Raw genomic sequence first — 24718 nt, 5'->3', positions numbered from 1 at the left:
ACTTTTTACTTAATTTATACAAAAAGCCGGCTAAAACCCGGTAAATATTTAAGTTTCCAATTTTGGTCTGTTTTTTGTATAATCCAGCTTAGGTGTATGCTTTTTGACAACGGCGCATTTTAGCCGATATTTCAGCGCAAATATTCATGCATTGGTGACCATAAATACGTCAATGAAGGGCGTAGCAGTTTAGTAAGGGTGGACGATGAAAAAAATTAGCAAGTGGATAACCGCATTATCCATAACATTTAGCAGTGTTGTCGCGGTTGCCGCCGATATTCCGGCAACCAGCATCATGGATAATTATATCGGCGCCGGTTACGGCAATGACGTCTATGGAGAAGAATCTCAATTTGATATTGATCAAATGGTAGTCAGCCGCACAGGCACCACTATGAGTGTCGGCATTTATACCGCTTTCTCAGGCAATCATAGCTATCAAATGGGCGACCTTTTTATGTCGGCAGATCCCTCAGATCCCAATGCCAATCCCTGGAACCCTGCGCCAGACGACAGATATTCCGACAGCGGTACTAGCAATACCGGCACCGACTGGAATTACGCCTATACCATATACGATTACAAAAAAAACAGGAATCAGCACTGGACAGACCGGGATGAAACCCAAGGTTATGGCCGGTTAGTATCAGGTTTTGATCAAAATGATCTGACCACCTCCAGCGAAAAACATAACAGTGCCAGACACGATCAAACGGTTTCCCTGAACAGCGCCACCAGATACAATGGTAATGCTTACGATAACATCCATGATAACTGGAGTTACTGGAATACCACAGAAAATGTCTACAGCATGAACGGCATCAGCTACAACCTGATCAGTTTCGAATTTGATGTTGCCGGCACCGCACTGGCTACTGCCAATCAAATCGCCTTCCGCTGGGCCATGTCATGTGCCAACGACATTATTGAAGGTTTAGTGTCCATCAACGGCGATACCCCGGTTGATGTACCTGAGCCGGAAACCCTGTTACTGCTGCTGTTAGGCCTGGGTGGTATAATTGCCCGCCGCAAAGTGACAACGAAAAAATTGCAGCCGGCTGTTTTATAAACGCCCGATAAACAGCTGTTCAACACCTGCCCTTCTTTTATTTCAGGGAGATATCTAACGATATCTCCCTGAATATTATCTGCACTAATAAATCCTCAGATCTGCCGCAGCACAAATCTGCTCACAGCAACTTGGCTGTGAATCATAAACAATAAACGGGTAATAACAAGCCGGTAAAAAGAAAGCCGATAACAGCAGAAAAAAAGACGGCACACAGACTGCGTACCGTCGAAATGAGATAACGGGGATTAGTCGTTCAGGGCTTTTTCCATGGCCTTATTCGCCACGTCTTCCAACCAGTTTAAATCCATCTCTTTATGGGCTTCACAAATAAACCAGGGTTCGCGAGAGTCAGGTTCTAACATCACACCGTTGGCAATCAGGTTAAAGGCAAACCTGGTATAAAGCTCACTATCGGTTTTTTTCCAGTCACGGTAATTTTGCGGCACTTCATTGCCAAAATGCACACCAAACATGGAATCCGGCCCGGCAAACCTGTGCTCGATGCCAAACTTGTCAAATACGCGGGACAATACCTGCTGAATATCAGCGCCCACTTTATTGATGGTGGCCAGGGCATCGGTTTCACTTAATACCGTCAAAGTCGCCTTGGCGGCGCTTAAGGCGATCATATTGGCGGTGTAGGTGCCGCCATGGGTTACGCCGTCTTTATCAAAGCTGATCTTATCCATCACATCAGCCCGGCCGCCAAAAGCCGCTACCGGGTAACCGTTCCCCATGGCCTTGGCATAAGTGGTCAAGTCTGCCTTGATGCCGTAAAGCTCCTGTACTCCGCCTTTGGCAACACGAAAACCGGTTTTCACTTCATCCATGATCAGCATGGCGCCGTGTTGATCACAGATATCACGCAGCTTTTGCATATATTCCTGGGTCGCGGCGATGCTGCCGCAGTTGCCCATAATCGGCTCAATAACAATCGCGGCAATATCATCACCAAGACGGGCGAACACATCATCGATGGCAGCAAAGTCATTTAACGGTACACTTTCCTGGTGCTCACGGGTACTTTCGGGAATACCGGCGCCAAAAGGAATAATTTCCGGCTTTTCCTGAACCTCGCTGTTCCAGTTATCAACATCGGACTTCCACATCATTTCATCATATAAACCGTGGAAACCGCCTTCAACCACCACAACTTTATTACAGCCGGTAAATCCCCGGGCGGTACGAACCGCGCCGATAACCGCTTCGGTACCGGAATTGGCAAACCGCATTTTTTCAATATTCGGGCACAGGCTTTTGATCAGGCTGACAACATCGCTGTCAAGATCGGTGGAAAACCCGGAAATAGTGCCGCGTTCGGTAATGGTACGGGTCACTTGCTCATCAACACGGCTGTCCCGGTAGCCAAGAATGATAGGACCGTAAGCCAGGCGAAAATCGACAAAAACCTGATCATCGCTATCGGTGATCTGACAGCCCTTCATGCTTTTAACAAAAACGGTATTGTCTTCACCCCAATAACGGTAACTGTCGGCAACCCCCAAAGGCATATGGGTGTGAGCCTGCTCCAACAAAGTCGTACTTGTTGGTTTTTTGGTATTGGTCATGATGAGTTCCTTAGTCTGCCTGGCGTTATACAGTAGGCCAGCGCGAGCACATTTAACTGAGTAAGTACATCTGCCGCCGGCTTAGCCGACAGCGGGAAATTTAAGGGCAGGATAATACAGGAGTCGATTCACTTTTTCCATGCAGAGCGGGTGCTAAAAGCAGCAAAAGCACAAAATTATTGCTTTGTTACAAATAATTATTGTTCCTGTTTCCTTTGGCGGTAAAAGCAAAATCCCCTGCCGGCAAAGTAATCCGTGGCCGAGATAGCAATGGCGATATAATAATCAGCCGGGATTGCAGCTTTGTGCCGATAAATACCAATTTTTAATCCGGCTCCCTACTTGCTGTTAATCGGTTGTTATTATAGATTAACGACCACGGAAAACGTGCAAAGACGTGTTAACCGTCAATATACGAAATAAAAACAAATAAAATATTATAAGAAAAACAGGGCACTTTTTTTGCAATTATCAAAGCAACAACTCTTATCCTTAGTTCTATTTGCGACCTTTATCCCCTACGCTTTGCTTGAGCGTTGGTTGTCGTTTTCCCAGCAGCAACTGTCTGATCTGGCCCTATTATTATTGCAATTTACCAGCATAGGTTTTCTACTGCTATGTGCTAAGAAAACCAGCTCACGCTCGCTGAAACTTTTCTGGCAATATTTGATTTTCGCCATTGTTTTTATCCTGTGCGCTTATTTGTTGCCACAGAACATCAATTATCTCGCCCAGCTGCTGTCCAGGGATTTTTTATCCCTGTTTATTTATTTTTTCATTTTGCTGGCGATAGAAACCAATCCGCACTTAGGCGATGCACCGCCAAGCAAAAATATCAGCGGCCGGGTACCGGCAATTATCTTTACCGTACTCTGTTATGGTTATTTTATCTTATTGCCTGCTGAATTTGCCGATGAGATCTACCAGCAGCTTAAGCCTTCATACCTGTTCCATATACTGATCACAGGTTTAATTGCCATACGCCTGTTCGTCTGCCTGATCAGTTGCCAGGATCATTTCTGGCGCCAGACCTTCTTTCTGTTAACCCTGGCGGCACTGGTGGTGATGATCGCCAAAGTCATGCGCTTTATCGCCATTGACAACAATATTTTCATTACCAAGAGCTACCTGACCACCTTAGTGCAGTTATTGCCCTATTGCCTGGTCATTTTTGCCGCCTATATCACCTTAAAACATCCCGGACATCCGGTTGTCATCAAACGGGAAAGCAATCCGGAAATTTATACCTTGTGCTTAATGCTGGTGATGATAGGCCTGCACCTGGCCGGCCACGAGCAGCAATACTTTTATGCCCTGAAAACCCCGTTGCAGGCCGCAGTTGTCACCCTGTGGCTGATGATCGGCGCCATCCTGCTTTATATTATTTACCGTCAACGCCGGGATTTATCCGCCCAGCAGGCCCTTAATATCCTGGAGCAAAAAGAAGAGATTAAGGAGCTGACCTCCGCCAACGACAAGATCACCGATGCCTTTCTTAACAGTGAGGATAAAGCCATAGTGCGGGCATCCAATAATGCCATTCTCACCACCTCCATCCAGGGAGAGATCTTGTCGGCAAACCCGGCGGCTGTACAAATGTTTCAAAGCCTGGAGCAGGAATTAAAAGGCACCAATGTCAGCGCTTTATTTTCAGATAAGGATGAGATGTTTTATTTCTTTGATTTTCAAAGTAATGTCTATTCCTTGCAGCGTAAAGAGCTGGGCATATCGGTGGAATGCAGCGCCATACGCTCAGATGGCACCGAGTTCCCAACCCAGGCGGAGCTGCAATGGGCCGTGCGCGAAGCCCAGCCGTTGATTGTGATCACTTTTATTAACCTGACGGCGCGCAAACTCGCCGAAAAACAGGCGCTGGAATTAAAAGATAAATTCATTGCCAATATTTCCCATGAATTCAGGACGCCGTTAACCATAATCAACGGCATAATCGACCGCTATATCCTCAAGGGCAGCAACGAAGAAGAAAATGACGACCTGACCACGGCAAAAAGAAACGGCTTGCGTTTAGTGCGTATGGTGGAACAGTTGCTGGAATTATCCAGGTTAAGCGATAACCCCAAGTTATCCCTGGATACCTACCGGCTGCAAACCTTGATGGCCATGCCGCTTGACTCCTTCTGCCGCCTGTCGTCTCAGAGCAAACTGGAATTTTCCAGCCAGATCCCGGATGATCTCTGGATTGAATGTGATGCCCAGGCCTTTGAAAAAATCATCTTCAACCTGCTCGCCAATGCCGTTAAATATACCCCGGCAGGCGGTTTTATCAAGGTTAATGCCTATACCGAGCAAGATACCATTATTCTCGATATTATCGACTCGGGCATAGGTATCAATAAGCAGTCACAAAGCAAAATTTTCGAACGCTTTCAGCGGGCCGATGATGTCTTGAACCAGGGCACCTTCGGCGTCGGCATCGGTCTTTCCCTGGTCAATGAACTGGTGAAAACCCATAACTGGCGTATTAACCTGGTCAGCGAACAAGGCCAGGGCAGTAAATTCAGCCTGTCCATCCCTATGGCCAGCCCCAGGTTGCAGGAAAAACAATTACCCATCAGTTTATCGGAAAATGAGGTCTCTTCCCTGCTGGAAGAGCAGCGTACGGTATCAAGCAGCCAGGCGCAGCATTCCCACCAGGTGGTGCTGGTGATTGAAGATAACATCGATATGCAAAGCCATATCAAACAGGTGATAGAGCAAAGGCACCACTGTATTCTTGCCGGCAGCGGCGAATTGGGACTTCAGCTGGCCAACGAATACCTGCCGGATCTGATCGTCTGTGATTTAATGCTTACCGGCATCGACGGTTTTGAAGTGCTGCAGCAAATCAAACAAAATGAAATGACCGCCCATATTCCGGTGATTTTATTGACGGCACGTTCGGATCTGGAAAGCCGCTTGCAGGGACTGAATTTAAATGCCGATGAATACCTGAGCAAACCTTTCAACCATAATGAGTTGCTGACGCGGATCCAAAACCTGATTGAAAACCGGCAAAAATTACAGCAAACCTATCTCAATAAGTTCCAGGATACCCAGAAGCAGGAGCGGCGCATTACCTCGCAGGAGAATGTCTCCAAACTGGCGGAAGATACCAGCGAAAGCGTCAACCAGGATGAGAAGTTCCTGAATAAGCTTGAAGCCATGGTAGCGAAACATTATTCAGACCCGTCCTTGGATATCAGTGCGTTATCAAAAGAGCTGGCCATGAGCGAGCGCCAGCTGCAAAGGCGGATCAAAGTGCTGCTGGGTACAACGCCAAATAACTTCATCAAAGAATTCAGGCTGAAAAAAGCGCAGGAACTACTCAAAAGCGGCGCCCAGATCGGACGTATCGCCCTGGATGTCGGTTTTTCTTCGCAAACTTATTTCGGCCGCTGTTTTAAAGAGATGTTCCAGTGCACCCCTAAACAATATCAGCAGCAAGTGCAAACAGATGAAGACGAGTAAATTAACGACTTAGCTTCACAGCTATGGGACGACAGCGCCAGGAGAACAGGCGAAAGCTTTTAGTATCTCTTGGCATTCTAACTTGCTATTGCCGGCGCTGTAAAAGCATGACCTGGGCAGCTTCCCGGTATTAACGGCTGCCGGCTGATTCATTATTGCCAAATAACAACTTCCAATAACGGTAGACGCCAGAGCGCCTTTGCAGCCCCTGGCGATTATCATTGACAGTAAAGCCCGGGTTTACCCCTGCTGCACCTTAACCAGGTTACTCATCTCTTTCAGTGCCTGTACCTGCAGCACCTCTAAATAGTTAAAAGGCTGAATTTTGGGACCATATAGCCCCAACCACTGAGTATTCTCAGTTTTCCCTACCATCTTCAAGCCATGCTCGGTAAGCACGCTCACCTGGTCCCAGGTGAGCTCCATTGGCTGCTCAAAATTAAACGGATAGAAAGAATAGGCCATATCTACCTGGGTCAGCCCCCCTAAAATATGTTCAAACCTGTCACTGAGGCGAATAGCCAGCTCACGGGCATTCTCTTCTTTTTCATAGCCGATAACGGCAAACGTATCTTCAGACCAGCGGATCACCAGGTCATCCTGGTTGCGGCTGTACAGGAGTAAATCCGTCAGGTTTAGCAGCTGGCTATTGTTTACCTGGCTGGCATCGCGCAGCTTAACCATAAAAATATACAAGCGGGGTAAAATACTGCGCTGAACCGGCAGGATATTTTGGTGGATTTGCGACATTAGCTGACTGGCCTGCTCGATATAAATATCCAGATAGCGGCGGCTTTTCACGCCGGTAAGTTTATCTATGGTGGCGGCATTTTCCAGTTGCTTATTCGCCTGTTCAAGCTCAACATTTTTTAACTGAAATTCCTGGGTTTTATCTTTAATTTGTTGCTTGAGAAAAATTCGTTGTTGTTGCTCTAACAGTAATTTCCGGTGTAAAAAGCGCGAATAAGCTAAAATGGCCACGGCTATGGTGATGATATAGAGTAAATAAGCCCACCAGGAGAACCAGGGAGCGGCTTTCACTATGATATCTAAGGTGCGCGGCTCACTCCAAACGTTATCATTATTGCCGGCGATGATCTGCAACTGGTAGTTACCGGCGGGCAGGTTGGTATAGGTAGCCCTTCTCAGTTTACCGGCATCTATCCACTCTTGATCAAAACCTAACAAGCGATATTTATAAAGGGTAGACTCAGGCTCGAAATAGTGTAGCCCGACATATTCAAAAGAGATCAGGTGATCATTATAGTCAAATACCAGAGAAGACAGCTCCGACAGCGACAGGTCAAAAGTCATACTCTCATTAAGCTTTAAAATATTGGTTAACCTGACCTCCGGCGCCGGCTGATTTTGACCTATCTCATCAGGGTTGACGCTGGTAAAACCTTTGGTGCTGCCAAAATACAGACGGTTATCAAAAGCCGTAAATACCGAGCCGCTGACATATTCCAGGCTGCGCAGGCCATGACTGGTACCAAAGTGTTTAAAACTGTCATTCTCCCGGGAGTAGCGGGATAATCCATGGTTTGAGCTGAACCAGATATTGCCTATGGTATCTTCGCTGATACCGTAGGCGAGCCGGCTTTTCATGCCTTTTTGGCTATTAAAATGTTCAAATTCATAGTGTTCATTCAACAAATTTTCATGGCTCAGTAAATTAAGACTCACCTGGGTACCGGCCCAGATATTTCCCTTACTGTCCTGAAACATGTTATGCACCACATCGCTGCTGAGACTCTTACTGTCATTTTCATCATGGCTGATATAGACAAAACGCTCTGTTTTCGGATCAAAACGATTGAGACCGCCACCATAGGTCGCCAACCACAGATATCCCTGCTTGTCTTCCAGTATTTGCAGAATATTATTGGTGTTAGGCCCCTTACCTGACACCGGTGTCTTCATTTCAAAACGGGTAAAAGTGCCGTCATCATTCAAGCGGTTAATGCCTTTATGGTAGGTGGAAACCCAGAGTATCCCCCTGCTGTCCCTGATAATATCTGTGATACTGTTTGCCGACAGGCTATGTTGATTAAGGTGGTCATATTTAAAGTTTTCAATATTCCCGGTATCTAAGTTCACTTTGAATAGTCCCGCCGCCCGGGTCCCCACCCAAAGGGTATTTTCTTCGGCAGTAAGGGTAATAACCCTTAAGCCCTTAAAGGCCTTATTAAAAGCAAAAGGTGTTATTTTATCATCTTTGAGGGAAAGTTCGTAAATACCGTCGCTGTAATTGCTGATAAAGATTTTTCCAGACTCGAGCTGGGTAAAGCCCATAATTGGATCATTTTTTAACGCCGGGTATTTTTGTGCATCATACTGATTAAAAGTCGTCATGTTCGGATGCCAGCGACTCATCCCGTAGATAGTACCAATCCACATCATCTGATTCATATCTTCAAAAAACGTTAACACATAATCATTGGTGAGACTGTAAGGGTTACTGGGGGAATGGCTGTATCGTTTAAAATTATTCAGCGCAGTATCATAAATAAGCATGCCCTTGTCTGTGCCTATCCAGATATTGCCATTGCTGTCCAGGTACATGGCTTCAATATTATTACTGGAAAGTGAGCGGTAATTGCTTTCATCAAACATATAATAACTGTAATCGAAGTTACTGCTGTCATATTTGATCAAACCACCGTCAAAGGTGCCTATCCAGACATTATCAGCCGCATCCTGAATCAAGGCCTTAATACGCTTACCCGCCGCGTATTCCCGGCCATCCCTGACTATCGGCTGGGCTTTAATAAAATTTCCTTGTAAATCAAATACAGAAATACCGCCGCCATTAGTCCCCACCCAGACTTCCTGCTCTGAGACTTGTAAAATGGTTTCTATGCCGTTATGGGTTAAGCCCTGGCCAACAGCACCATTTTTAACGATCTTTTTGACTTTCCACGGTTCTTGCTGGCGGAAAATGATATTCAGCCCGGACTCGGTTCCCAGCCAGATATTACCGGCACTGTCTTCCATCAGCACATTGACATTATTATCGGTTAACGCCAGGGCTTCGCTTTTTTCGGTGAAATTAACAAAATCCCTGCTTGTTTGCCGGTATAAACTGACACCGCCGTCCCGGGTCGCCACCCATAACTGCTCCTTGCTATCCACCAGCAAATCACTGACGATATCACCGGCTAAAGAATTTTTGTCTGCAGAGTCATGATGAAAACGCATCAGCTGATAACCGTCATAGCGGTATAAGCCTTCCTGCATACCAAACCACATAAATCCATCTTTATCCTGGGCGATAGCTTTGATGTACTGATAAGACAAGGGGTTGTTCGCTGGAAAAGGCTTTAATGAATCAAGCTCCTTCGCCATAGCCGTGATCGTGGTCATAGCCAAGGACAAAACAAACAAAGTTATTTGAGTAAGGTATTTTTTCACTGGAATATTAATCTGTTACGAAATGGATAGATGATAAATTTAAAAAAGGCAGAAATAAAGAGCTTAACCCTGGCCGCCGGGCCCGGCCCCCTCAAATAAACAGATACTTCACTTTATGCCTCCATGCTGATAGCTGTCCTTAGAAGAACTTCCAGAATATTACCACAAAATATCAACTTTTACGTCCAGGGCCTGTTTATCTTTTGAGGGGATTAAGGTTTTTGAGCAGTTTTTACACATATCAGGGCAGAAAATGGACCTGTAGTTATTCTACATGACATTTTTCTAACGCAGACAGGTGTAAAAACAGCCAAAAAGATAATTCACGGCCAAAGATAGCCAGGTCCTAACAACGAAAAGCCACTTAAACAGTGGCTTTTCTCTCCATGACTTTATTAAAGCCTTATTGCTGCTCTACCCAGTTATTCACCTGGATAGTTTCACTGCTGTCAAAGTCAACACTCGTCTTCCAGATGAGGAGATCTGTATCAAGCATTGTTTTCCAGATAAGCAGATCCGTTTCAAAAAAGCTTTGCAATGCCGATTTGTCCACCGAAACACTGGCTATTTCATAGCCACTGTCGGAAACCTCAAGAGCAGCTGTCTTCCAAATCAGCAGATCTGTGGCAACATCACCTTGCCAGCTTACCTGTTTATCAGAGATAACGGCTTCATCGGTAAATTGACTATAATCATTTGTTTGCCCTTCGATGGTGAAGTTCTTATCCGCATCAACACTGGCCGGCCCCTGATAATGTTGTAGTCCGGCAATATCCAGTGCAATATCCATGTCCTGGTTGGCACAGGCACTGGCACTGCTGTTAACAGCATCAGCGGCATTGATTAAACCAGCTCCCTGCTGAAAAACACTATAGGCTAAACTGCCGTCATCGTTCAGGGCGGCCTGGGCAGAAGACATCAGGCGACACTTAACATCATCCGGCGTTAATGACTGATCATTGGCTAACATTAATGCCGCTACGCCTGAAACAACCGCGGTTGCCTGAGAAGTTCCCGACATTTCAAAGTAGTTGCCGCCAAGTTTATACTTAGGATACTCTTGGGCAATTTGTGACTGCTTAGACATCAAGCCGGCAATATGGCCGCCCGGTGCAATTAAGTCAGGCTTGACAAAACCTTCCACAGTCGGGCCTGCGGAGCTAAAATCTGCCAACCTGTCATCGCTTAAAAGATTGGGAGTATAATTGTCTGTCATCGCGCCAACGGTAATAATATAAGGCACATTACCAGGCACGCCGATTGTCATCGGGGTCGAACCAAGATTACCGGCGGATGCTACTACCACTATGCCTTCACTCCAGGCTGCCATGACCGCCTGGTTCAGCGGATCTTCCCAGTATGAAGAACGCACCGGGCCACTAAAGGACATATTTAATACCCGTAAATTAAATCTGTCTTTTTCCTGCACCGCCCAGCCGATCCCGCGAATAACATCGGCATAAGTTGCCTTACCTTCGGCATCAAAGGCTTTAATGGCTAATAAGCCGGCGTTGGGAGCTATGCCGTAGAGTTTTCCGTTTGCATCCCGGTCACTGTTAACGGCAATACTGGCCACATGGGTACCATGACCGCTTTCTTCACTGTAGTTATAAGTGCTGAATTCATCGGCGACGGCATCGTATGATCCGCAAAAGTCCATGCCACAAAAACGCCCGTAGCCATCTTTTTGTGCAGCAAGTCCGGGAAACGATTCAAGTCCGGTATCAAGGAAGGCAATAGTAACCCCTTCACCATAATTGGCCTGGTATTGTACCGGAGTCGCTTCTATCAGATCATTAACCACAGACTCGGGCCTGTTAGCGCGTCTTGCCCGGCTTTTGGCACTTAATTCCACTTTATGGTTGCTGGTCACCTTAATATCAAGTTGCTCTTTTAGCAGTGACAATTGCTCTGTAGTCAACTCAAGTGCCAAGGCGTTAATAATTTTTAGCTCATGGCTTGGCGTTACATTCAGCTCGGCAACTTTTGATTTCAACAAGTCGTATTGCTGGGCACTGATGATATAAGACTGAGTCTGCGGTTGCGCATCAGTTTGAGCAGGTTTTGCTACTAGCCAAGATGTCATGCTAATAACCGTTAACAATGAGAGTGTAGTAAATATTTTTTTCTTTGATGCGATCAACATTATTTATCCCCTTCTATCGTCCTTTAATTATTAAAGTTTTTAAAACATCCTGACTAATCAGTTTATTGTGAGTTTTAAAATAAAAAATCCAGCCCAATCCTTGGGCTGGATCAAAAGTACCGGCAAGTATTTTGCGTTGGTACTTTATACGTATAGAGCAAATAAATGAATATTGGCGAAACCTATCTGGTTTTTGTTATTAGTTTTCAGCCATACTCGCTAGGTATCTCTGCTCTGTTTATTACTGTTGTTAACATTTTTGTTTAATGTTACCTCAGTCCCCAAGGTATTTTTTATCTACTTACATTATTACTTTAAAGATCCATCTAATTATAAATATAAGATAATCAAACAATTCAACCTGTTACCAAGTTAAATATTTAACAACACCATAATTAGCTTGCAGTGATACTAGCATTTGCAAGATTCTACTCTAGCAAAAAAACGACAGCTTTTCATACATAAACGACAACAAAGATAAAACACATTGTTTACAATGGGTTAAATAGCATACATTTTGATTTGTTGTTAATGATTGATAAAAAGTATCAATCAGGTCGCCTCAACTGGCCCTGACTTTACCACCGATAATTTTCAATGCCGGAGCGCCACGGATCAGACAATCACGGGCGAAAATTTGCTGGCAGCCGGGGCATTGCCCTTCAACTTCGGTAAAATCTTTGACGATACGCTCTTTAAAACATTTCACTAAAGCGCCCTTACCGCCTTTGCGATAATAAAAGAGTTTTGCCCTGCAGCGGCTACAGGTGATGGTGACCCGGGTAACCGGGCCTTTTTTATTGGGTTTGGCCAAGTTAGCTATTCATCCGGTTTAACGGCAACAATACGGGCAACCGCCTGTTTTGAACCGCCGCTTTGCACTATGCCTTCAAAATAATGACGGACATGCCAGTTCGCAAAACAATCCGCCAGCTCTCCCGGTTCAAGTAAAAAGTCCGGGTTTTTAGGACGGCCGAATTGTGCCTGTGCCCGGGTAAAAGTTTCATAAACGATCACGCCCCCGGGAGTAATTGCCTCTTTAATTTGCGCCATTAACGGCCGATGCAAATAACGAAAAACCAGTACCGCAGAAAAACGTTTAGCTTTAAGGGGGGCACTGCCCGGCAACTCAAAATCCTGGTGCCAGTAGGAAGCAGATGCTTGTCCTTGTTTTTTCAAAGCTTTTACCTGCTGTTCTACTTGTGCCAGGGCATCTGGGTTAATATCAGCAAAAACTACAGGCAAATTTTGCTTAAGCAGATACAGGCCGTTACGGCCAAAACCACAGGCCAAATCCAATACCGGCAGGCACTCAACCTCATTTCGCTGGCAGGCAAGTGATAACTCATTGAAAAATTTGCTTAATAACACCGAGGGCTGTTGTTGTTGATGCATAACTACCAGTATAAGAATTGCGAGCGGACAGACAGCCTAATATATCATAACGGCGGTTAAAAAAGTCCAGTAAAAATATCCAGGCTAACTATACTCAAGGCAAAGAAACGTAGGGAAATCAAGATGAATAACAAAACAGCTGCATTACTGCTCCTTTGTCCCGCGCTACTGCCTGGCTGCAGTAAACATGAACCTGTGCCGGCGAGCCAGTGTGATAGAGTGGTCGCCCATGCCAAGAAAGTATTGGGCAGCAAAGCTCCTTCTACGGCAGAAATGAATAAGCAATGCAAAGGGGCAACAGATGATGCCAGAGGCTGCGTCCTGGCCGCAGACAAACCGATGAAATTACTCAAATGTGATTTTTAACCGTTTTATTTTTTCCAACCGGCTATAAACAAAACGGGCCGGTTTTATTTTCCCCTGTGTTTGATTATGCGGGTATACTGGGCGCCTGCTATAAAGAAACACGGTTAATAATGGAAAAACTCTCCCCGGTAACAAAAGATATTAACGCCATCAGCCTGGAGCCCTCCTTATGCCTGATGCTTTTTGACAGCAACGTCCTGAGCCAGGCGCACATTAGCGAACTGACAGCAAGCTGGTTAACCGCCGATGAAAAGCAAATACTCGACAGAAGAAGGCTGCTGACCGCTAAGAAAGAATTTGTCGCCAGCCGGGGTATGATAAAACTTGCCCTTGCCCGCCATTTTCAACTGGATGTTCGGTCAATCAATATTCATTTTGATCAACAAGATACCTGTTTAAAAGCCTCCCGTTACCAGCAGGCAGGCCCAAAGGAGTACCAAGAAGTGCTGCCGGTCCAGATTTGTATTTCCCATTCCCACGGCAAGGTACTGGTGGCCATGAGCCGGCAAAGCACCCGCTTAGGGGTTGATTTGGAATGGCGTAAACCAGAGCGCCCCTGGCTGAAACTGGCTCGGCATTTTTACCATGCCCGCGAACTTACCCGGATAGAACGGGAAGGCGTAGATAGCTTCTACCGCACATGGACGTTAAAGGAGGCGCTGGCCAAAGCCATCAAGCAACCCATAGCCCGCTTACTGAGCCAGGATATTACCCCTATGCTTGACCCTTTTACGGTCATTTCCAGCCAGTACCAGGACTTTGATATCAGTTTGATCACCGATTTACCCTCAGCCCAGGTCGAGCTGACGGTATTGAACGCCCTTTTCTGAGAGAAAAGTAAAAAATTAAACTGAAGGTTAAAAACCCGACAAACGGATAAACAAACTATTGTTTATCCGCGCCATCTTTTCCCCCGCCCTCTTTTCCTCCAGTAAACAGTCCTTTCAACAAGTCAAATGGCATCGGAAACAAGATAGTGGAGTTTTTTTCACCGGCAATTTCCGTCAGCGTCTGCAGGTACCTGAGTAAAATGGCATTGGGCTCGGCTGCCAGTTTATTGGCCGCCTCCACCAGCTTATCGGATGCTTCCATTTCCCCCGAGGCGTGGATCACTTTGGCACGCCGCGCCCGTTCGGCTTCCGCCTGGCGGGCGATGGCGCGGATCATACTTTCGTTTAAATCCACATGCTTGATCTCGACATTGGAGACTTTAATGCCCCAGCCATCGGTGCGGGCGTCGAGTATGCCCTGGATATCGGCATTAAGCATTTCCCGGCTCGCCAGCATTTCATCCAGATCGTGTTGCCCCAGCACAGAGCGCAAGGTGGTTTGCGCCAGTTGCGAAGTGGCTGCAAGATAATCCTCGACATTGATAATCGCCTTTTGCGAGTCTATTACCCGAAAATACAACACGGCATTGACCCGGACCGAAACATTGTCCCGACTGATCACATCCTGGCTCGGTACATCCATCACCACGGTACGTAAATCCACCCTGACCATCTGCTGGATAATGGGAATGACGATGATCAGCCCCGGCCCTTTGACCTTATAAAAGCGGCCGAGCAAAAAAATTACACCGCGTTCATATTCGCGCAAGATCCGAAAAGCGCTGATCACTATGGCGGCGAGAAAGAATCCCAGTGCGGTAATAAAAAGCTGACTGCTATCTAAAATAGGTTCCACGGTTAGTTATCCTCTTTTTTTGTTTTTACCAGTAATGTCAGCCCTTTGATCTCGCTGACCCCTACCACTTGCCCGCGGGATAAAGGCTCATTGCTTTGTGCCGCCCAATGCTCACCGTTAAAGAGCACCTCTCCCTCCCCGGTAAAGTCATCCACGACGATCACATCCGCCCCCAGCATTTGCTCCTGACCGCTGACCACGGGCGAGCGCCGGCTGCGCCATAAAAATCCCAGCACAAAGACAAAAAATAATCCCGAAGCAACGGCAACGGAAATAATCAAAGGCAGGGACACCTGAAAATAAGAAATGTCGGTATCGATAAGAAAAATTGAACCGACGACAAAAGCCACTAAGCCGCCGATCCCCAAAATGCCAAAACTGGGCATGATCGACTCAACGATCAATAAGCAAATCCCCAGCAACAATAACCCGGCGCCAACAAAACTCACCGGCAATAACTGGAAAGCATATAAAGCAATCAGCAAACAAATACCGCCAATCACCCCGGCAACACCTATCCCCGGACTGTAGAATTCCAGGATCAGCCCATAAATCCCAACCAGCATTAAAATATAGGCAATGTTGGGATCGGTAATGGTGGAGATGAACTTATTGCGCCAGTCGGGAGTTTGTTTCACCAATACGGTATTAACCAGGTCCAGCATCACGGTTTTTTGTTTAACCTGGACCTCTTGCTGGTCGAGCTCTGTTAATAACGCCTCGGGGGAATCAACAATAAAATTGATCACATTTTCTTTGAGTGCTTCATCTGCGGTCAGGGTTGCCGCCTCAGTCACCGCCAGCTCCGCCCATTTTTCATTGCGGCCTCTTAACTGGGCCAGCGAGCGCATATAGGCAATGGCATCATTGAGTATTTTTTTATCCATGGCGGAAGGTTTTTGCTGCTCGGCTTTATCATCCTGGCCCGGGGAGGTTGGTCCGGTTATTTTCACCGGGGTTGCCGCCCCCAAGGTGGTCGCCGGCGCCATAGCAGCAATATGACAAGCATAGAGAATATAGGTACCGGCACTGGCAGCCCTGGCTCCCTGGGGATGTACCAGGCAGGCAACGGGGATATCCGAGTCCAGAATAACCTGATTGATATCCCGTAAACTGGAGCTTAAGCCCCCGGGGGTATCTAAAGTAAGAACAATAAGCGGGGTCTGCGGCGTCAGGTTCGCCCGGATAATTTCCGTGACCAGGTAATCTTTCACTGCGGGACCAATCGCGCCGTTAATGGTTAATAGCGGCACCTGAACCGCCGCCTGCCCGGCCCGGGCTTTAGCCATAGCGACATTGGATAAACCGTCATTAGCAGTGCCCGGCACTAAAGTACCAAGAAACGCCAGGATAAGAAAAGAGCATGCTAACAGCCAACGAAACATCAGATAAATCCAATGATTACTTGTGTTACCTGTTAGTGTAGCCGAGTAAATCCTTTAGTGCTTAATGACTTGAGCAATCACCCGGCAGCTTGAGTGAACATCAGTTTACAGCGGCAAGCAACGCCGGATTCGGTGAGTGTTTCACCTTCTGCGCTAGCTCCTTATAAGCCTTTTTAAAGGTGCCTTTTAAATGGGGTTTTAACTGACCCAGCACTGTTTTGGCGGGAATCGCTTTTAATACGCTAAACAAGGCCAGGCAATAAAGCATTTCCTGCTCCGGCAAGGCCACTTCACGGTTGGCACGGGGGTTATAACAAGATCCGCAGCCCCCTTTAAACTGGTAGGCTGTATTGGCCAGCATCACGCCAAAGCCCATAAAACAGGCCACCAGGTCCACCGCCTGGGGCATAAACTCCTGCCCGCCCGGCGGCAAATGACCTTGTTGCAGGATCAGCACCGCAGACAGCGACTGGGCATAAGAGGCGATCAGATCCTGGGGCTGGTTGATCTGATTCGGGTTATAGCTGATCAAGATGTTTTGCTGGCCGTTAATATCCCCTGCAATAACCGGAGCAGATCCGGCGCCGCGCACGCCCCCGGCAAAAGATAGTTTCGGCAGGTTGTGCTGCTGATAATGCTGGGGTTGCACCAGCTGCACCGGCCAATGTTGCATACCGGCGTAAGCCAGGGTTTTATCGAACACCGACTGCGCCATTTCGCTGATGCTGCTGACTTTGCCCGGATAAAACTCATTGGAGGGTAAAATCAGCTGAGTATCGGCTTTAAAGACATTCAGTTCAAAATGCTCCAACGCCCAGGCAAAGGTATCTAAGATCCACTCACTGGAGCCGCTGTCCAGCACAGGTTTGCTGTTAAACAATCCGGCAAACATATTATTTTTTCTCCTGCATCTGCGCCCAGTCCCAAGCCTTGGTATTGTACAAAGAGACGGTAGATAAAGAATGACGATGGCTGCCACTGGATTCTTTGGTTGAATATGACAGATAAATCAAAGTCTTATTTTCAGCGTCATAAATCCGTCTGACCTTGAGGGTTTTAAAGAGAATACTCTTGGACTGGGTAAAAACTATTTCACCATTTTTACTGCGATCTATCTTTGCCAGCTGCGTAGCATTAATTTCCCCGGTCTGACGACAGGCAATGGACATATCGGAAGGGTCGGAAAAATCTAAATCGGCTTCGATATGGCTGATATGACAGGTGACGCCGGTCACCTTAGGATCGACATTGGCTTCAATAACCACATCCTTGGTGGTAAAAAGCCCGAGGCTGACCTTGCCAACATCATCCGAACATCCGGACAATAATGCCCCTGCGACCAGGGTTAGTACTAATTTTTTCATTACAGTCACTTTTTCTGTAAAGGGTTCATCGTTATTGCCCTATACGCTAACAAAAAAAGTGACTGAAATCCCGACTATTTTACCCGGTGCTAACATTCTTGGCCGCATCTGTAACTAAGCCGGTTGGCAGGATTGATAATGTTTATTCAAGGCAGATAACACATCAGCGCGGTACAACATGCCAACAAACTTGCCATCCTCGACCACAGGATAACTTTTCGGCCGCTGGTTATCCATGCTCTGGGCGATATCAAAAACATTCATGTTTGGGGTCACGGTTACCAGCTCTGTTTGCATAAAATCGCCAACCTTAACCGCACCGTCGCAATAATAACTGCCTTCGAGTAACGGCTTGATCAAATCCTGCTCAGACACAAAACCGATTAATTCATTTTGCCCGTTCACCACAGGCAAAGAAATCACCTTGGCATCTTGCAGCAATTCAATCGCCTGACTCAAAGACGTGCTCTCATCAAGCTTAGCCACATCCGGGGTTAAATAATCTTTTACTAATAAAGTTGTCATATAATGCTCCTGATTTTTATCTGTTTCGTGATCTACTCGTAAAGAAAATCGCTTATTTCCAGGTACTTTATGCCCCAGGACCACACTCGATACAGTGGGAAATAATTTCCGGTCCCAAGTGCAGTTTCGCGTTTAAATCCCGCAAAGCGGTACGTACCCCTTCCTCTATCACCGGGTGGTAAAAAGGCATATCCAGCATCTGTGCCACCGTCATCTTGTTTTGCACTGCCCAGGATAACAAGTGGGCAATATGCTCTGCCGCCGGGCCAAACATTTCCGCCCCTAAAAATAATCCCGTGCCTTGCTGGGCATATACCCGCAACATACCTTTGTTTTTCAGCATCACCCGGCTGCGCCCCTGATCTTCAAACGAGACTTCCCCGACAGCAAAACACTGGCAACTGCCGTATTCCTGCTCTAACTGGCGATAACTTGCCCCCACCATGGCAATCTGGGGATCGGAGAACACCACGGAAATCGGCGTGCGTCTTAATCCGGGCTTGGCGCGATGCAAACGCCCGGCATTATCTCCGGCAATCTTGCCCTGATCCGCCGCTTCATGTAACAGCGGCAACATGTTGCTGGCATCTCCGGCGATAAAAATATTACTGGTGCCGCATTGCATGGTTTTTTCATCCGCCAGCGGCACGCCGCGTTCGTCCAGCACTAAATCGGTATTTTCCAGCCCTAAATTATCGGTATTAGGGCGACGACCGGTAGCGGCAAGTAAATAATCAAACTGCTCTACCACTTCCTCGCCTTCAAGGTTAATAAAGTTCAGCTGTGCTTTATCGCCGACTTTTTTCATGGACAAGACTTTGGCGTCGGTATCCAGGTAAAACTCCTCGGCTAATTTCGCTTTACTGTAAGCAGCAACTTCAGGGTCTGTCAGCGGCCCCAGTGCACCGCCGATGCCAAAGACCTTCACTTTAACGCCTAAGCGGTGCAGCGCCTGTCCCAGCTCCAAACCAATCACACCGGGGCCAAAAACCGCAACCGATTCAGGCAGATCCTGCCAGTCAAACAGATCATCGTTGACTATCAGGCGGTCGCTGACATTATTGAAAAAACCCGGATAACTGGGACGTGAGCCGGTCGCTATCACCACACGTTTGGCATTGATCAAGGTATGATCATCAACCTGTAACTGGTGATTGTTGATAAACCTGGCTTTACCGCGAATTTTATCCTGCTCGGGAAAGTCTTCGACAGTATCAACCACAAAACCGGCGAAGCGATCTCTTTCCTCACGCACCCGTTTCATCACCGCTTTACCATGTACCACAGGCGGCACTTCAACCTGGATGCCAAAAGGACTCGCTGCTTGTATCTGATGGACTTTTTCTGCAGCGGCAATTAATAACTTACTCGGCATACATCCCACGCGGGCACAGGTAGTGCCATAAGGACCGTTTTCAATTAAGATCACCTTATCGGTATGGGCTTTCGCGGCCCGGTATGCTCCTAACCCTGCCGTTCCGGCACCAAGAATCGCAACATCGGTATTGATGATTTTCATTTTACTTCCCCAAAAAAGAATGATGACAAGTTTGTCGCTGAGAAAAATTTTCCCGGCGAGGCTATAACTTCAGTTACAGCCCGCCGTCAGAGGTGATTACTGACCGAAGTGTTGTGCTAACGCTTCACTGCCGCCGATTAACTTACCGCCGATGAATACTTGCGGCACGGTTTCATTACCGGATATCGCTTTTAAGCTGGTTAAACTGGCATCTTTGCCCAGAACGATTTCTTCAAACGCCAGTCCCTGCTCGGTTAACAGCTCTTTGGCTTTCTTACAGAAAGGGCAGCCGGGTTTAGTGAATAAAGAAACCGCTTCTGGCTTTTTCGCCTCTGGGTTAATGTATTCCAGCATGGTATCGGCATCGGACACTTCAAACGGGTCGCCGTCAACTTCCGGCTCGATAAACATTTTTTCCACTACACCATTTTTCACCAACATAGAGTATCTCCAGCTGCGCTTGCCAAAGCCTAAGTCGTTTTTGTCCACCAGCATGCCCATGCCGTCGGTAAATTCGCCGTTACCGTCGGGGATTAGGGTGATATTGCCCGCTTCCTGATCCGCCGCCCAGGCATTCATCACAAAGGTATCGTTTACCGACATACAGATAATGTCGTCAACGCCGTTAGCCTTAAAGGTATTGGCCAGTTCATTAAAACGCGGCAAGTGAGTGGATGAACAAGTCGGGGTAAATGCCCCTGGCAGAGAAAAAACCACGACGGTTTTGTTGGCAAATAATTCTTCCGTGGTGCGGTTGACCCACTGATCGTTATCACGTGTTGCAAAAGTTACCGCCGGGATAGTTTGACCTTCTTTATTGTTTAGCATGATTGAGCTCCTGTTGAATTTATCTTTCGTTGTTTAAGTATTAGGTTAAGCGTAAGGCAATTTCATTTACTTGCCCGTTTCAATGAGTTCATTATCAGCCAAAGTTAAAAAACAATAAAACAAATTAAAACTATCATTACAATCGAAAAAACAGATTAGAGAGTTGCTATTATCCTGAACGGCAGCAGATAAAGGCTGTCGGTGTTTTTTACAACTTTACCTGCTGTTATTCTTTCCCAGCCTTTTTCAAAAAAGAATTTCCAAGAAAACAAAAAACTAGCAGAAATGGTTTAAATTATGCCTGACTTTTTACCGAGAGAAATGCCGTAAACCTTTATTAAACAGATAGGAAAAGTCATGATAAAAGCACTGAAAACCGGCAAATGGCCGGCGATAATTTGTTTTATGCTCTGCCTGTTACCAGGCCTGGCCAGCGCCAGTTTAATCACCTATCAAATGGAACTTGATGGCCTGCAAGAAGTCCCCGTTAGCGATCTCGACGGCACCGCCAGCGGTACCATCAGCTTTGATGACGTTACAGGTTTAATTTCCTGGGACTTGACCTATGCCAATATCGATACGCCCCTTGCCATGCATATCCACGGCCCGGGGGGCACAGTTGGTATCAATGCCGGTGTCTTCATCAACCTTGGGGTCAATACTTCAGGTGGTGCCAATACCCTGATAGATTCCCTGGTGGCCAGCCTTGCGGATGTAAATACCATTATTAATGCGCCCGAAGGTTTTTATATCAATGTCCACACCGCTGAATTTCCCCCGGGCTCTGTCAGGGGGCAACTGGGCAATGTGCTGGTGCCGGCACCCGCCACTTTGCCCCTGCTGATATTAGCGGGTTTGTTACTGCTGCATAGCGCACGTCAAACACGGGGCAGGATAAAACGTTAAAGACTGTTGCTGTTACCATAAAATCAATCCCATGTTCACTCTTGGCCGGGCCCGCAAGACCAGGGGTGAACAAATAACCAAAATCTCCCCCGCTATTTAAAGTTGTACATTAAAGACAGCGACATCATGTCTTCATCCTGATGCCACTGGTTTTCAAACCAGTTAACAGAAAATTTCAAATTTAGCCCGTCAAGTAACGCACTGGTATTATCCACCGAAGTCATCATTTGCAAGCCGTAGGAAGATAAAGCTTTTGCCTGGTCGGTTTTATGCCTGAGATAGAAAAAGTCCAGACTGTTAAAGCGCATATTTATCCTGTGCTGACGAAAGCGAAAACCGCTTTGCCATGCCAGAGGAAAACGTGAATCCAGCAACTCCTTACCCGCTAGCTCACTCGAGGCAGACGTTAGCTGCCCGCCAAAAGTTAACAGACCATAGCCGGGTATAGTGCCGGATAAATCATGATCCCTGTAGGCATAGCCCAAATGCATGTCCTGATAACCCGCCCGGGTGGACAGGCCGTAATCAAAGCGCTGCCAGTCTTGTCCATCACCGTGATAATCCATGGCCAGGGCATTAAGGCCAAAGCCGTAATGAAACTTGCCTATGGCATCATCAAAGCTAAAGTCCCCCTGCAGGCGGTAATGCATTGACTTAAACTCGGCCAGTGGCCTGGTGACTTTCTCATGGCCAAGCCCCGCCCTTAAGCGCAGGCGGCTGTTGTCTGTTAAATATATATCCCGGGAAACTTCCCCGTTTACCGCTTTAATGCGCTGTCGCAAGTGCTGCCCCCGGTAGTCGTTATCAAGCAGCTCGGCGTATATCTTGATATCGGATAAGGTGCTTTTGAACTTTAATGCGCTGTTTTGCTGCAAATCACCGTGACTCCAGGCAAGCTGCCAGCGCAGCCTTGCAAACGGATCACCTCCCCGGGCAAGCAGTTCTACGCCGCGATCCACATCGCTGATATAGGTACCAAGTGCCAAGGTTGCCACTTGCGGTCCCGGTCCGTAAGCTTCACTTTCGCCGGCTCTTTGGTTTATTTTTTCCCCGGGCAAAGAGGCAGACAACAAGGGATTGCTTACCGGCAATAAGCTGAACATGCCATGGGCAAACGCCTTGTCCGTCTGCTGATTCATGTCACTGATGTCCTGCGAATAAGTATCCTGCCCCTCACTGGTGGTCGCTAAATAAAACAAGCGGTTTTCATCCAAAGCAAAGGCCGCTGTGCTGATATGATTTCCCCGGGTTAATTGCTGCCAGCTGTTATTTTCCAGGTTTAAGCGATAGACATTGATACCCTGCGCCTTGTTATTTTTGCTATCAGCGTGGCTGTTTTTGCCGCTATAGCTAAAGTAAAGTCCCGAAGGCTGCCAGCGCAGATAGGAAAGATAATTTCCCTGCAGCGGCAGCTTAACTACCTGCCACTGCCCCTTGGTCAAATCATAAAGATGAATGTGCCACTGTTTTTCATAAAGGGCCATCAGGGCTAAACGACTGCCGTCAGGAGACAGACTCAGATTATCCATAGGGTAATTAAAGCGCTTTTCGCTCACTTCTTGCCAGCTGCCGTCTTTAAGGGAGATTTTCAGCAGCTGGTTAAAGCCGGCAAAGTGTGAAACCGCCAGCACCGAGCTTTTATCCGTGCTCAAGACATAATCTTGCAGCCGCAGACCTTGGCTAAGCTTATCCACCTGCCCGCTTTTCAGGTTCACTTTTGCCAGTTCAAAACCCAGTTCATGATTGTCCTGCCGTTGATATTGCAGCACCAGGGCGTGTTGGTCGTCCAGGTAGCGGGCACGGCGCCACTGATGCTTTTTATTGCTTTTCACCCGATACAGGGCTTTTGGATTAAACACCCGGGGCCGGGTATCGGCAACATCTAAAGGGTCTTTGGCCAGCAGCTCGCGGTTATTGTTTTCAAACTTTTCCCTGGCTTTGCTATTTTCATCCAGGCCAAACACACTCAAGCTGATATAACCTTTTTTATCCTGCTCAAGTTGCAATATCTGCTTTTGATCCAATGAAGGTTCGCTGCTGAGCACTTTAAAACCATTGTCCTGCCATAATTGCCCGCTCGGCTGCGCCTCCCCCAGAGCCAACCTGGCCAGGTAAACCTGTTCGGCGACAAATTGCTTATAGAGGTTTTCCGGCGAGTCGAGAAACAAACCGGTAAAGGCCTGCTCGAACGAGCGATGTTTTATTGCGGTCGCACGACGCCATAAATGCGATAACTTCTCCGCGCCGTATTCTTGTTGCAACCAGTAGAGGAAAGCGCTGCCCTGATAATACATCATGGTCCGCCCCAGGTAACGCTTGCTGCCGTTTAGCTCACCATAGCTCGGCAGCTGACCCTCAAGCGCCCATTGCTGCAATAAGCTTTTGACATAATCACTGTGAATGCGCCCCTGCCCGGTAAATTCCGTTTCGATCACCGTGGCATAACCTTCGGCAACCCAGCGGGGATAACGGCCGGCATTGATGGCATCGGCTTCAAGCAGGTAAGGGTCCAAAGTGGAACGCCAGCTCCTGCCCGGCTCGGCCAGATGGATTTTATGGGCCAGTTCATGACTGAGCACTAAATCCAGCCAGTCGCTGTAAAATCCCAGTCCCTGCTCAGAGCGGGGGGCGCTGGTGTAAAGTTTGAGCAAAGAGCCCGCCGCCATAGGCAAAGCCGTACCATTGGCCCGGTGGATCTCGTCACCGATCACCAGGTCGAGTTTTTCTTCCCGGTTAAAACCTATCAGTTTGCCGACATCAAGGTAGACAGCATCAAAACGCCTGGCGATTTCCTCGGCAAAAGCCTGATAGTCTCTGTGATAATGAATTCTGCCATAACGGGTTGTCAGGGTTTGCAGTGGATCCCCCCCTGCACTTTCATTTGACAGACTGTGTGGTTTATTGAAGGAGAGAACAGCAGAACTGTGATGTTGCTGGCCTTTGGCTTCATCAAGGCTTTGCGGATATACAGCAGCCGCAACAGGCAAACAAATGACAGAAAAAATAAAAATCAGTACCGGCATTATTTTCATCAGATAGAAGCTCCCTTTGCCTTGTATTAGCTAGATCATTCGCG

The 24718-nt window shown here is 47.2% G+C and carries 18 protein-coding genes; 5 read left to right on the top strand and 13 right to left on the bottom strand.

All coding sequences use genetic code 11. The annotated features are described in order from the left end of the window. Window positions 1–205: 205 nt before the first annotated feature. The gene (locus SG35_RS08595; protein ID WP_044830834.1) at window positions 206–1069 is read left to right on the top strand and encodes a PEP-CTERM sorting domain-containing protein; all 864 of its coding nucleotides are present in this window, start codon (window positions 206–208) and stop codon (window positions 1067–1069) included. A gap of 248 nt (window positions 1070–1317) precedes the next feature. On the opposite strand, the gene SG35_RS08590 is transcribed toward SG35_RS08595, so the two are convergent. After that, window positions 1318–2640, bottom strand: a complete 1323-nt coding sequence (locus SG35_RS08590; protein WP_044830833.1) for an aspartate aminotransferase family protein — start codon at window positions 2638–2640, stop codon at window positions 1318–1320. A 462-nt stretch (window positions 2641–3102) separates the two neighbouring features. Here SG35_RS08590 and SG35_RS08585 point away from each other — a divergent pair, with 462 nt between their 5' ends. Further along, a complete protein-coding gene (locus SG35_RS08585; protein WP_044830832.1) occupies window positions 3103–6108 on the top strand; it encodes an ATP-binding protein in 3006 nt (1001 codons plus the stop codon). 240 nt (window positions 6109–6348) lie between these two features. Here the strand turns inward: SG35_RS08585 and SG35_RS08580 are convergent, their stop codons facing one another. From SG35_RS08580 to SG35_RS08565, 4 genes are all read right to left on the bottom strand, one after another. Beyond that, window positions 6349–9474, bottom strand: coding sequence for a ligand-binding sensor domain-containing protein (locus SG35_RS08580; RefSeq protein ID WP_152646459.1), 3126 nt, complete (start codon window positions 9472–9474; stop codon window positions 6349–6351). A 451-nt stretch (window positions 9475–9925) separates the two neighbouring features. Next, entirely contained in the window at window positions 9926–11608 is a 1683-nt protein-coding gene (locus SG35_RS08575; protein ID WP_236702509.1) for a S8 family peptidase, read from the bottom strand. A gap of 622 nt (window positions 11609–12230) precedes the next feature. Then, entirely contained in the window at window positions 12231–12482 is a 252-nt protein-coding gene (locus SG35_RS08570) for a hypothetical protein (protein WP_044830829.1), read from the bottom strand. Window positions 12483–12487: 5 nt separating this feature from the next. Further along, entirely contained in the window at window positions 12488–13063 is a 576-nt protein-coding gene (locus SG35_RS08565) for a class I SAM-dependent methyltransferase (RefSeq protein ID WP_053042772.1), read from the bottom strand. 123 nt (window positions 13064–13186) lie between these two features. On the opposite strand from SG35_RS08565, the gene SG35_RS08560 reads away from it, so the two are divergent. Next, window positions 13187–13429, top strand: a complete 243-nt coding sequence (locus SG35_RS08560) for a hypothetical protein (RefSeq protein WP_044830828.1) — start codon at window positions 13187–13189, stop codon at window positions 13427–13429. A 110-nt stretch (window positions 13430–13539) separates the two neighbouring features. Continuing rightward, window positions 13540–14259, top strand: a complete 720-nt coding sequence (locus SG35_RS08555) for a 4'-phosphopantetheinyl transferase family protein (RefSeq protein ID WP_152646458.1) — start codon at window positions 13540–13542, stop codon at window positions 14257–14259. 55 nt (window positions 14260–14314) lie between these two features. Here the strand turns inward: SG35_RS08555 and SG35_RS08550 are convergent, their stop codons facing one another. The 7 genes from SG35_RS08550 to SG35_RS08520 form a co-directional block, all read right to left on the bottom strand. Then, window positions 14315–15115 (bottom strand): slipin family protein, encoded by an 801-nt coding sequence (locus SG35_RS08550; protein ID WP_044830826.1) that lies wholly within the window; start codon window positions 15113–15115, stop codon window positions 14315–14317. A 2-nt stretch (window positions 15116–15117) separates the two neighbouring features. Next, on the bottom strand, window positions 15118–16500 hold the full coding sequence (locus SG35_RS08545) for an NfeD family protein (RefSeq protein WP_053042771.1): 1383 nt from the start codon (window positions 16498–16500) through the stop codon (window positions 15118–15120). Between the two features lie 100 nt (window positions 16501–16600). Continuing rightward, a complete protein-coding gene (locus SG35_RS08540) occupies window positions 16601–17392 on the bottom strand; it encodes a hypothetical protein (protein ID WP_044830825.1) in 792 nt (263 codons plus the stop codon). A gap of 1 nt (window position 17393) precedes the next feature. After that, window positions 17394–17864 carry a CreA family protein gene (locus SG35_RS08535; protein WP_044830824.1) on the bottom strand — a complete coding sequence of 157 codons (471 nt, stop codon included), beginning with the start codon at window positions 17862–17864 and terminating at the stop codon, window positions 17394–17396. A gap of 114 nt (window positions 17865–17978) precedes the next feature. Beyond that, complete coding sequence (locus SG35_RS08530; RefSeq protein WP_044830823.1) at window positions 17979–18389, bottom strand: CBS domain-containing protein; 411 nt, start codon at window positions 18387–18389, stop codon at window positions 17979–17981. 67 nt (window positions 18390–18456) lie between these two features. Then, window positions 18457–19908 carry a dihydrolipoyl dehydrogenase gene (locus tag SG35_RS08525; RefSeq protein ID WP_044830822.1) on the bottom strand — a complete coding sequence of 484 codons (1452 nt, stop codon included), beginning with the start codon at window positions 19906–19908 and terminating at the stop codon, window positions 18457–18459. Between the two features lie 96 nt (window positions 19909–20004). Next, entirely contained in the window at window positions 20005–20736 is a 732-nt protein-coding gene (locus tag SG35_RS08520; RefSeq protein ID WP_044830821.1) for a glutathione peroxidase, read from the bottom strand. Between the two features lie 357 nt (window positions 20737–21093). Between SG35_RS08520 and SG35_RS08515 the strand changes: the two genes are divergently transcribed. Further along, complete coding sequence (locus SG35_RS08515) at window positions 21094–21642, top strand: CHRD domain-containing protein (protein ID WP_053042770.1); 549 nt, start codon at window positions 21094–21096, stop codon at window positions 21640–21642. A 92-nt stretch (window positions 21643–21734) separates the two neighbouring features. Here SG35_RS08515 and SG35_RS08510 read toward each other — a convergent pair whose 3' ends face one another. Then, window positions 21735–24674 (bottom strand): TolB family protein, encoded by a 2940-nt coding sequence (locus SG35_RS08510; RefSeq protein ID WP_044830820.1) that lies wholly within the window; start codon window positions 24672–24674, stop codon window positions 21735–21737. Window positions 24675–24718 lie beyond the last annotated feature (44 nt).

The organism is Thalassomonas actiniarum (assembly GCF_000948975.2).
Taxonomy (GTDB): Bacteria; Pseudomonadota; Gammaproteobacteria; order Enterobacterales; family Alteromonadaceae; genus Thalassomonas; species Thalassomonas actiniarum.
The sequence above is the reverse complement of the archived record's forward strand: the minus strand, read 5'-3'. Positions and strand labels throughout refer to the sequence as shown.

Bases quoted from the DNA above. Each gene is read 5' to 3' on its own strand.
- SG35_RS08595 (WP_044830834.1), top strand. From the start codon at position 206: ATGAAAAAAATTAGCAAGTGGATAACCGCATTATCCATAACATTTAGC.
- SG35_RS08590 (WP_044830833.1), bottom strand. From the start codon at position 2,640: ATGACCAATACCAAAAAACCAACAAGTACGACTTTGTTGGAGCAGGCT.
- SG35_RS08580 (WP_152646459.1), bottom strand. From the start codon at position 9,474: ATGACCACGATCACGGCTATGGCGAAGGAGCTTGATTCATTAAAGCCT.
- SG35_RS08575 (WP_236702509.1), bottom strand. From the start codon at position 11,608: ATGACATCTTGGCTAGTAGCAAAACCTGCTCAAACTGATGCGCAACCG.
- SG35_RS08565 (WP_053042772.1), bottom strand. From the start codon at position 13,063: ATGCATCAACAACAACAGCCCTCGGTGTTATTAAGCAAATTTTTCAAT.
- SG35_RS08560 (WP_044830828.1), top strand. From the start codon at position 13,187: ATGAATAACAAAACAGCTGCATTACTGCTCCTTTGTCCCGCGCTACTG.
- SG35_RS08555 (WP_152646458.1), top strand. From the start codon at position 13,540: ATGGAAAAACTCTCCCCGGTAACAAAAGATATTAACGCCATCAGCCTG.
- SG35_RS08545 (WP_053042771.1), bottom strand. From the start codon at position 16,500: ATGTTTCGTTGGCTGTTAGCATGCTCTTTTCTTATCCTGGCGTTTCTT.
- SG35_RS08540 (WP_044830825.1), bottom strand. From the start codon at position 17,392: ATGTTTGCCGGATTGTTTAACAGCAAACCTGTGCTGGACAGCGGCTCC.
- SG35_RS08535 (WP_044830824.1), bottom strand. From the start codon at position 17,864: ATGAAAAAATTAGTACTAACCCTGGTCGCAGGGGCATTATTGTCCGGA.
- SG35_RS08530 (WP_044830823.1), bottom strand. From the start codon at position 18,389: ATGACAACTTTATTAGTAAAAGATTATTTAACCCCGGATGTGGCTAAG.
- SG35_RS08525 (WP_044830822.1), bottom strand. From the start codon at position 19,908: ATGAAAATCATCAATACCGATGTTGCGATTCTTGGTGCCGGAACGGCA.
- SG35_RS08520 (WP_044830821.1), bottom strand. From the start codon at position 20,736: ATGCTAAACAATAAAGAAGGTCAAACTATCCCGGCGGTAACTTTTGCA.
- SG35_RS08515 (WP_053042770.1), top strand. From the start codon at position 21,094: ATGATAAAAGCACTGAAAACCGGCAAATGGCCGGCGATAATTTGTTTT.
- SG35_RS08510 (WP_044830820.1), bottom strand. From the start codon at position 24,674: ATGAAAATAATGCCGGTACTGATTTTTATTTTTTCTGTCATTTGTTTG.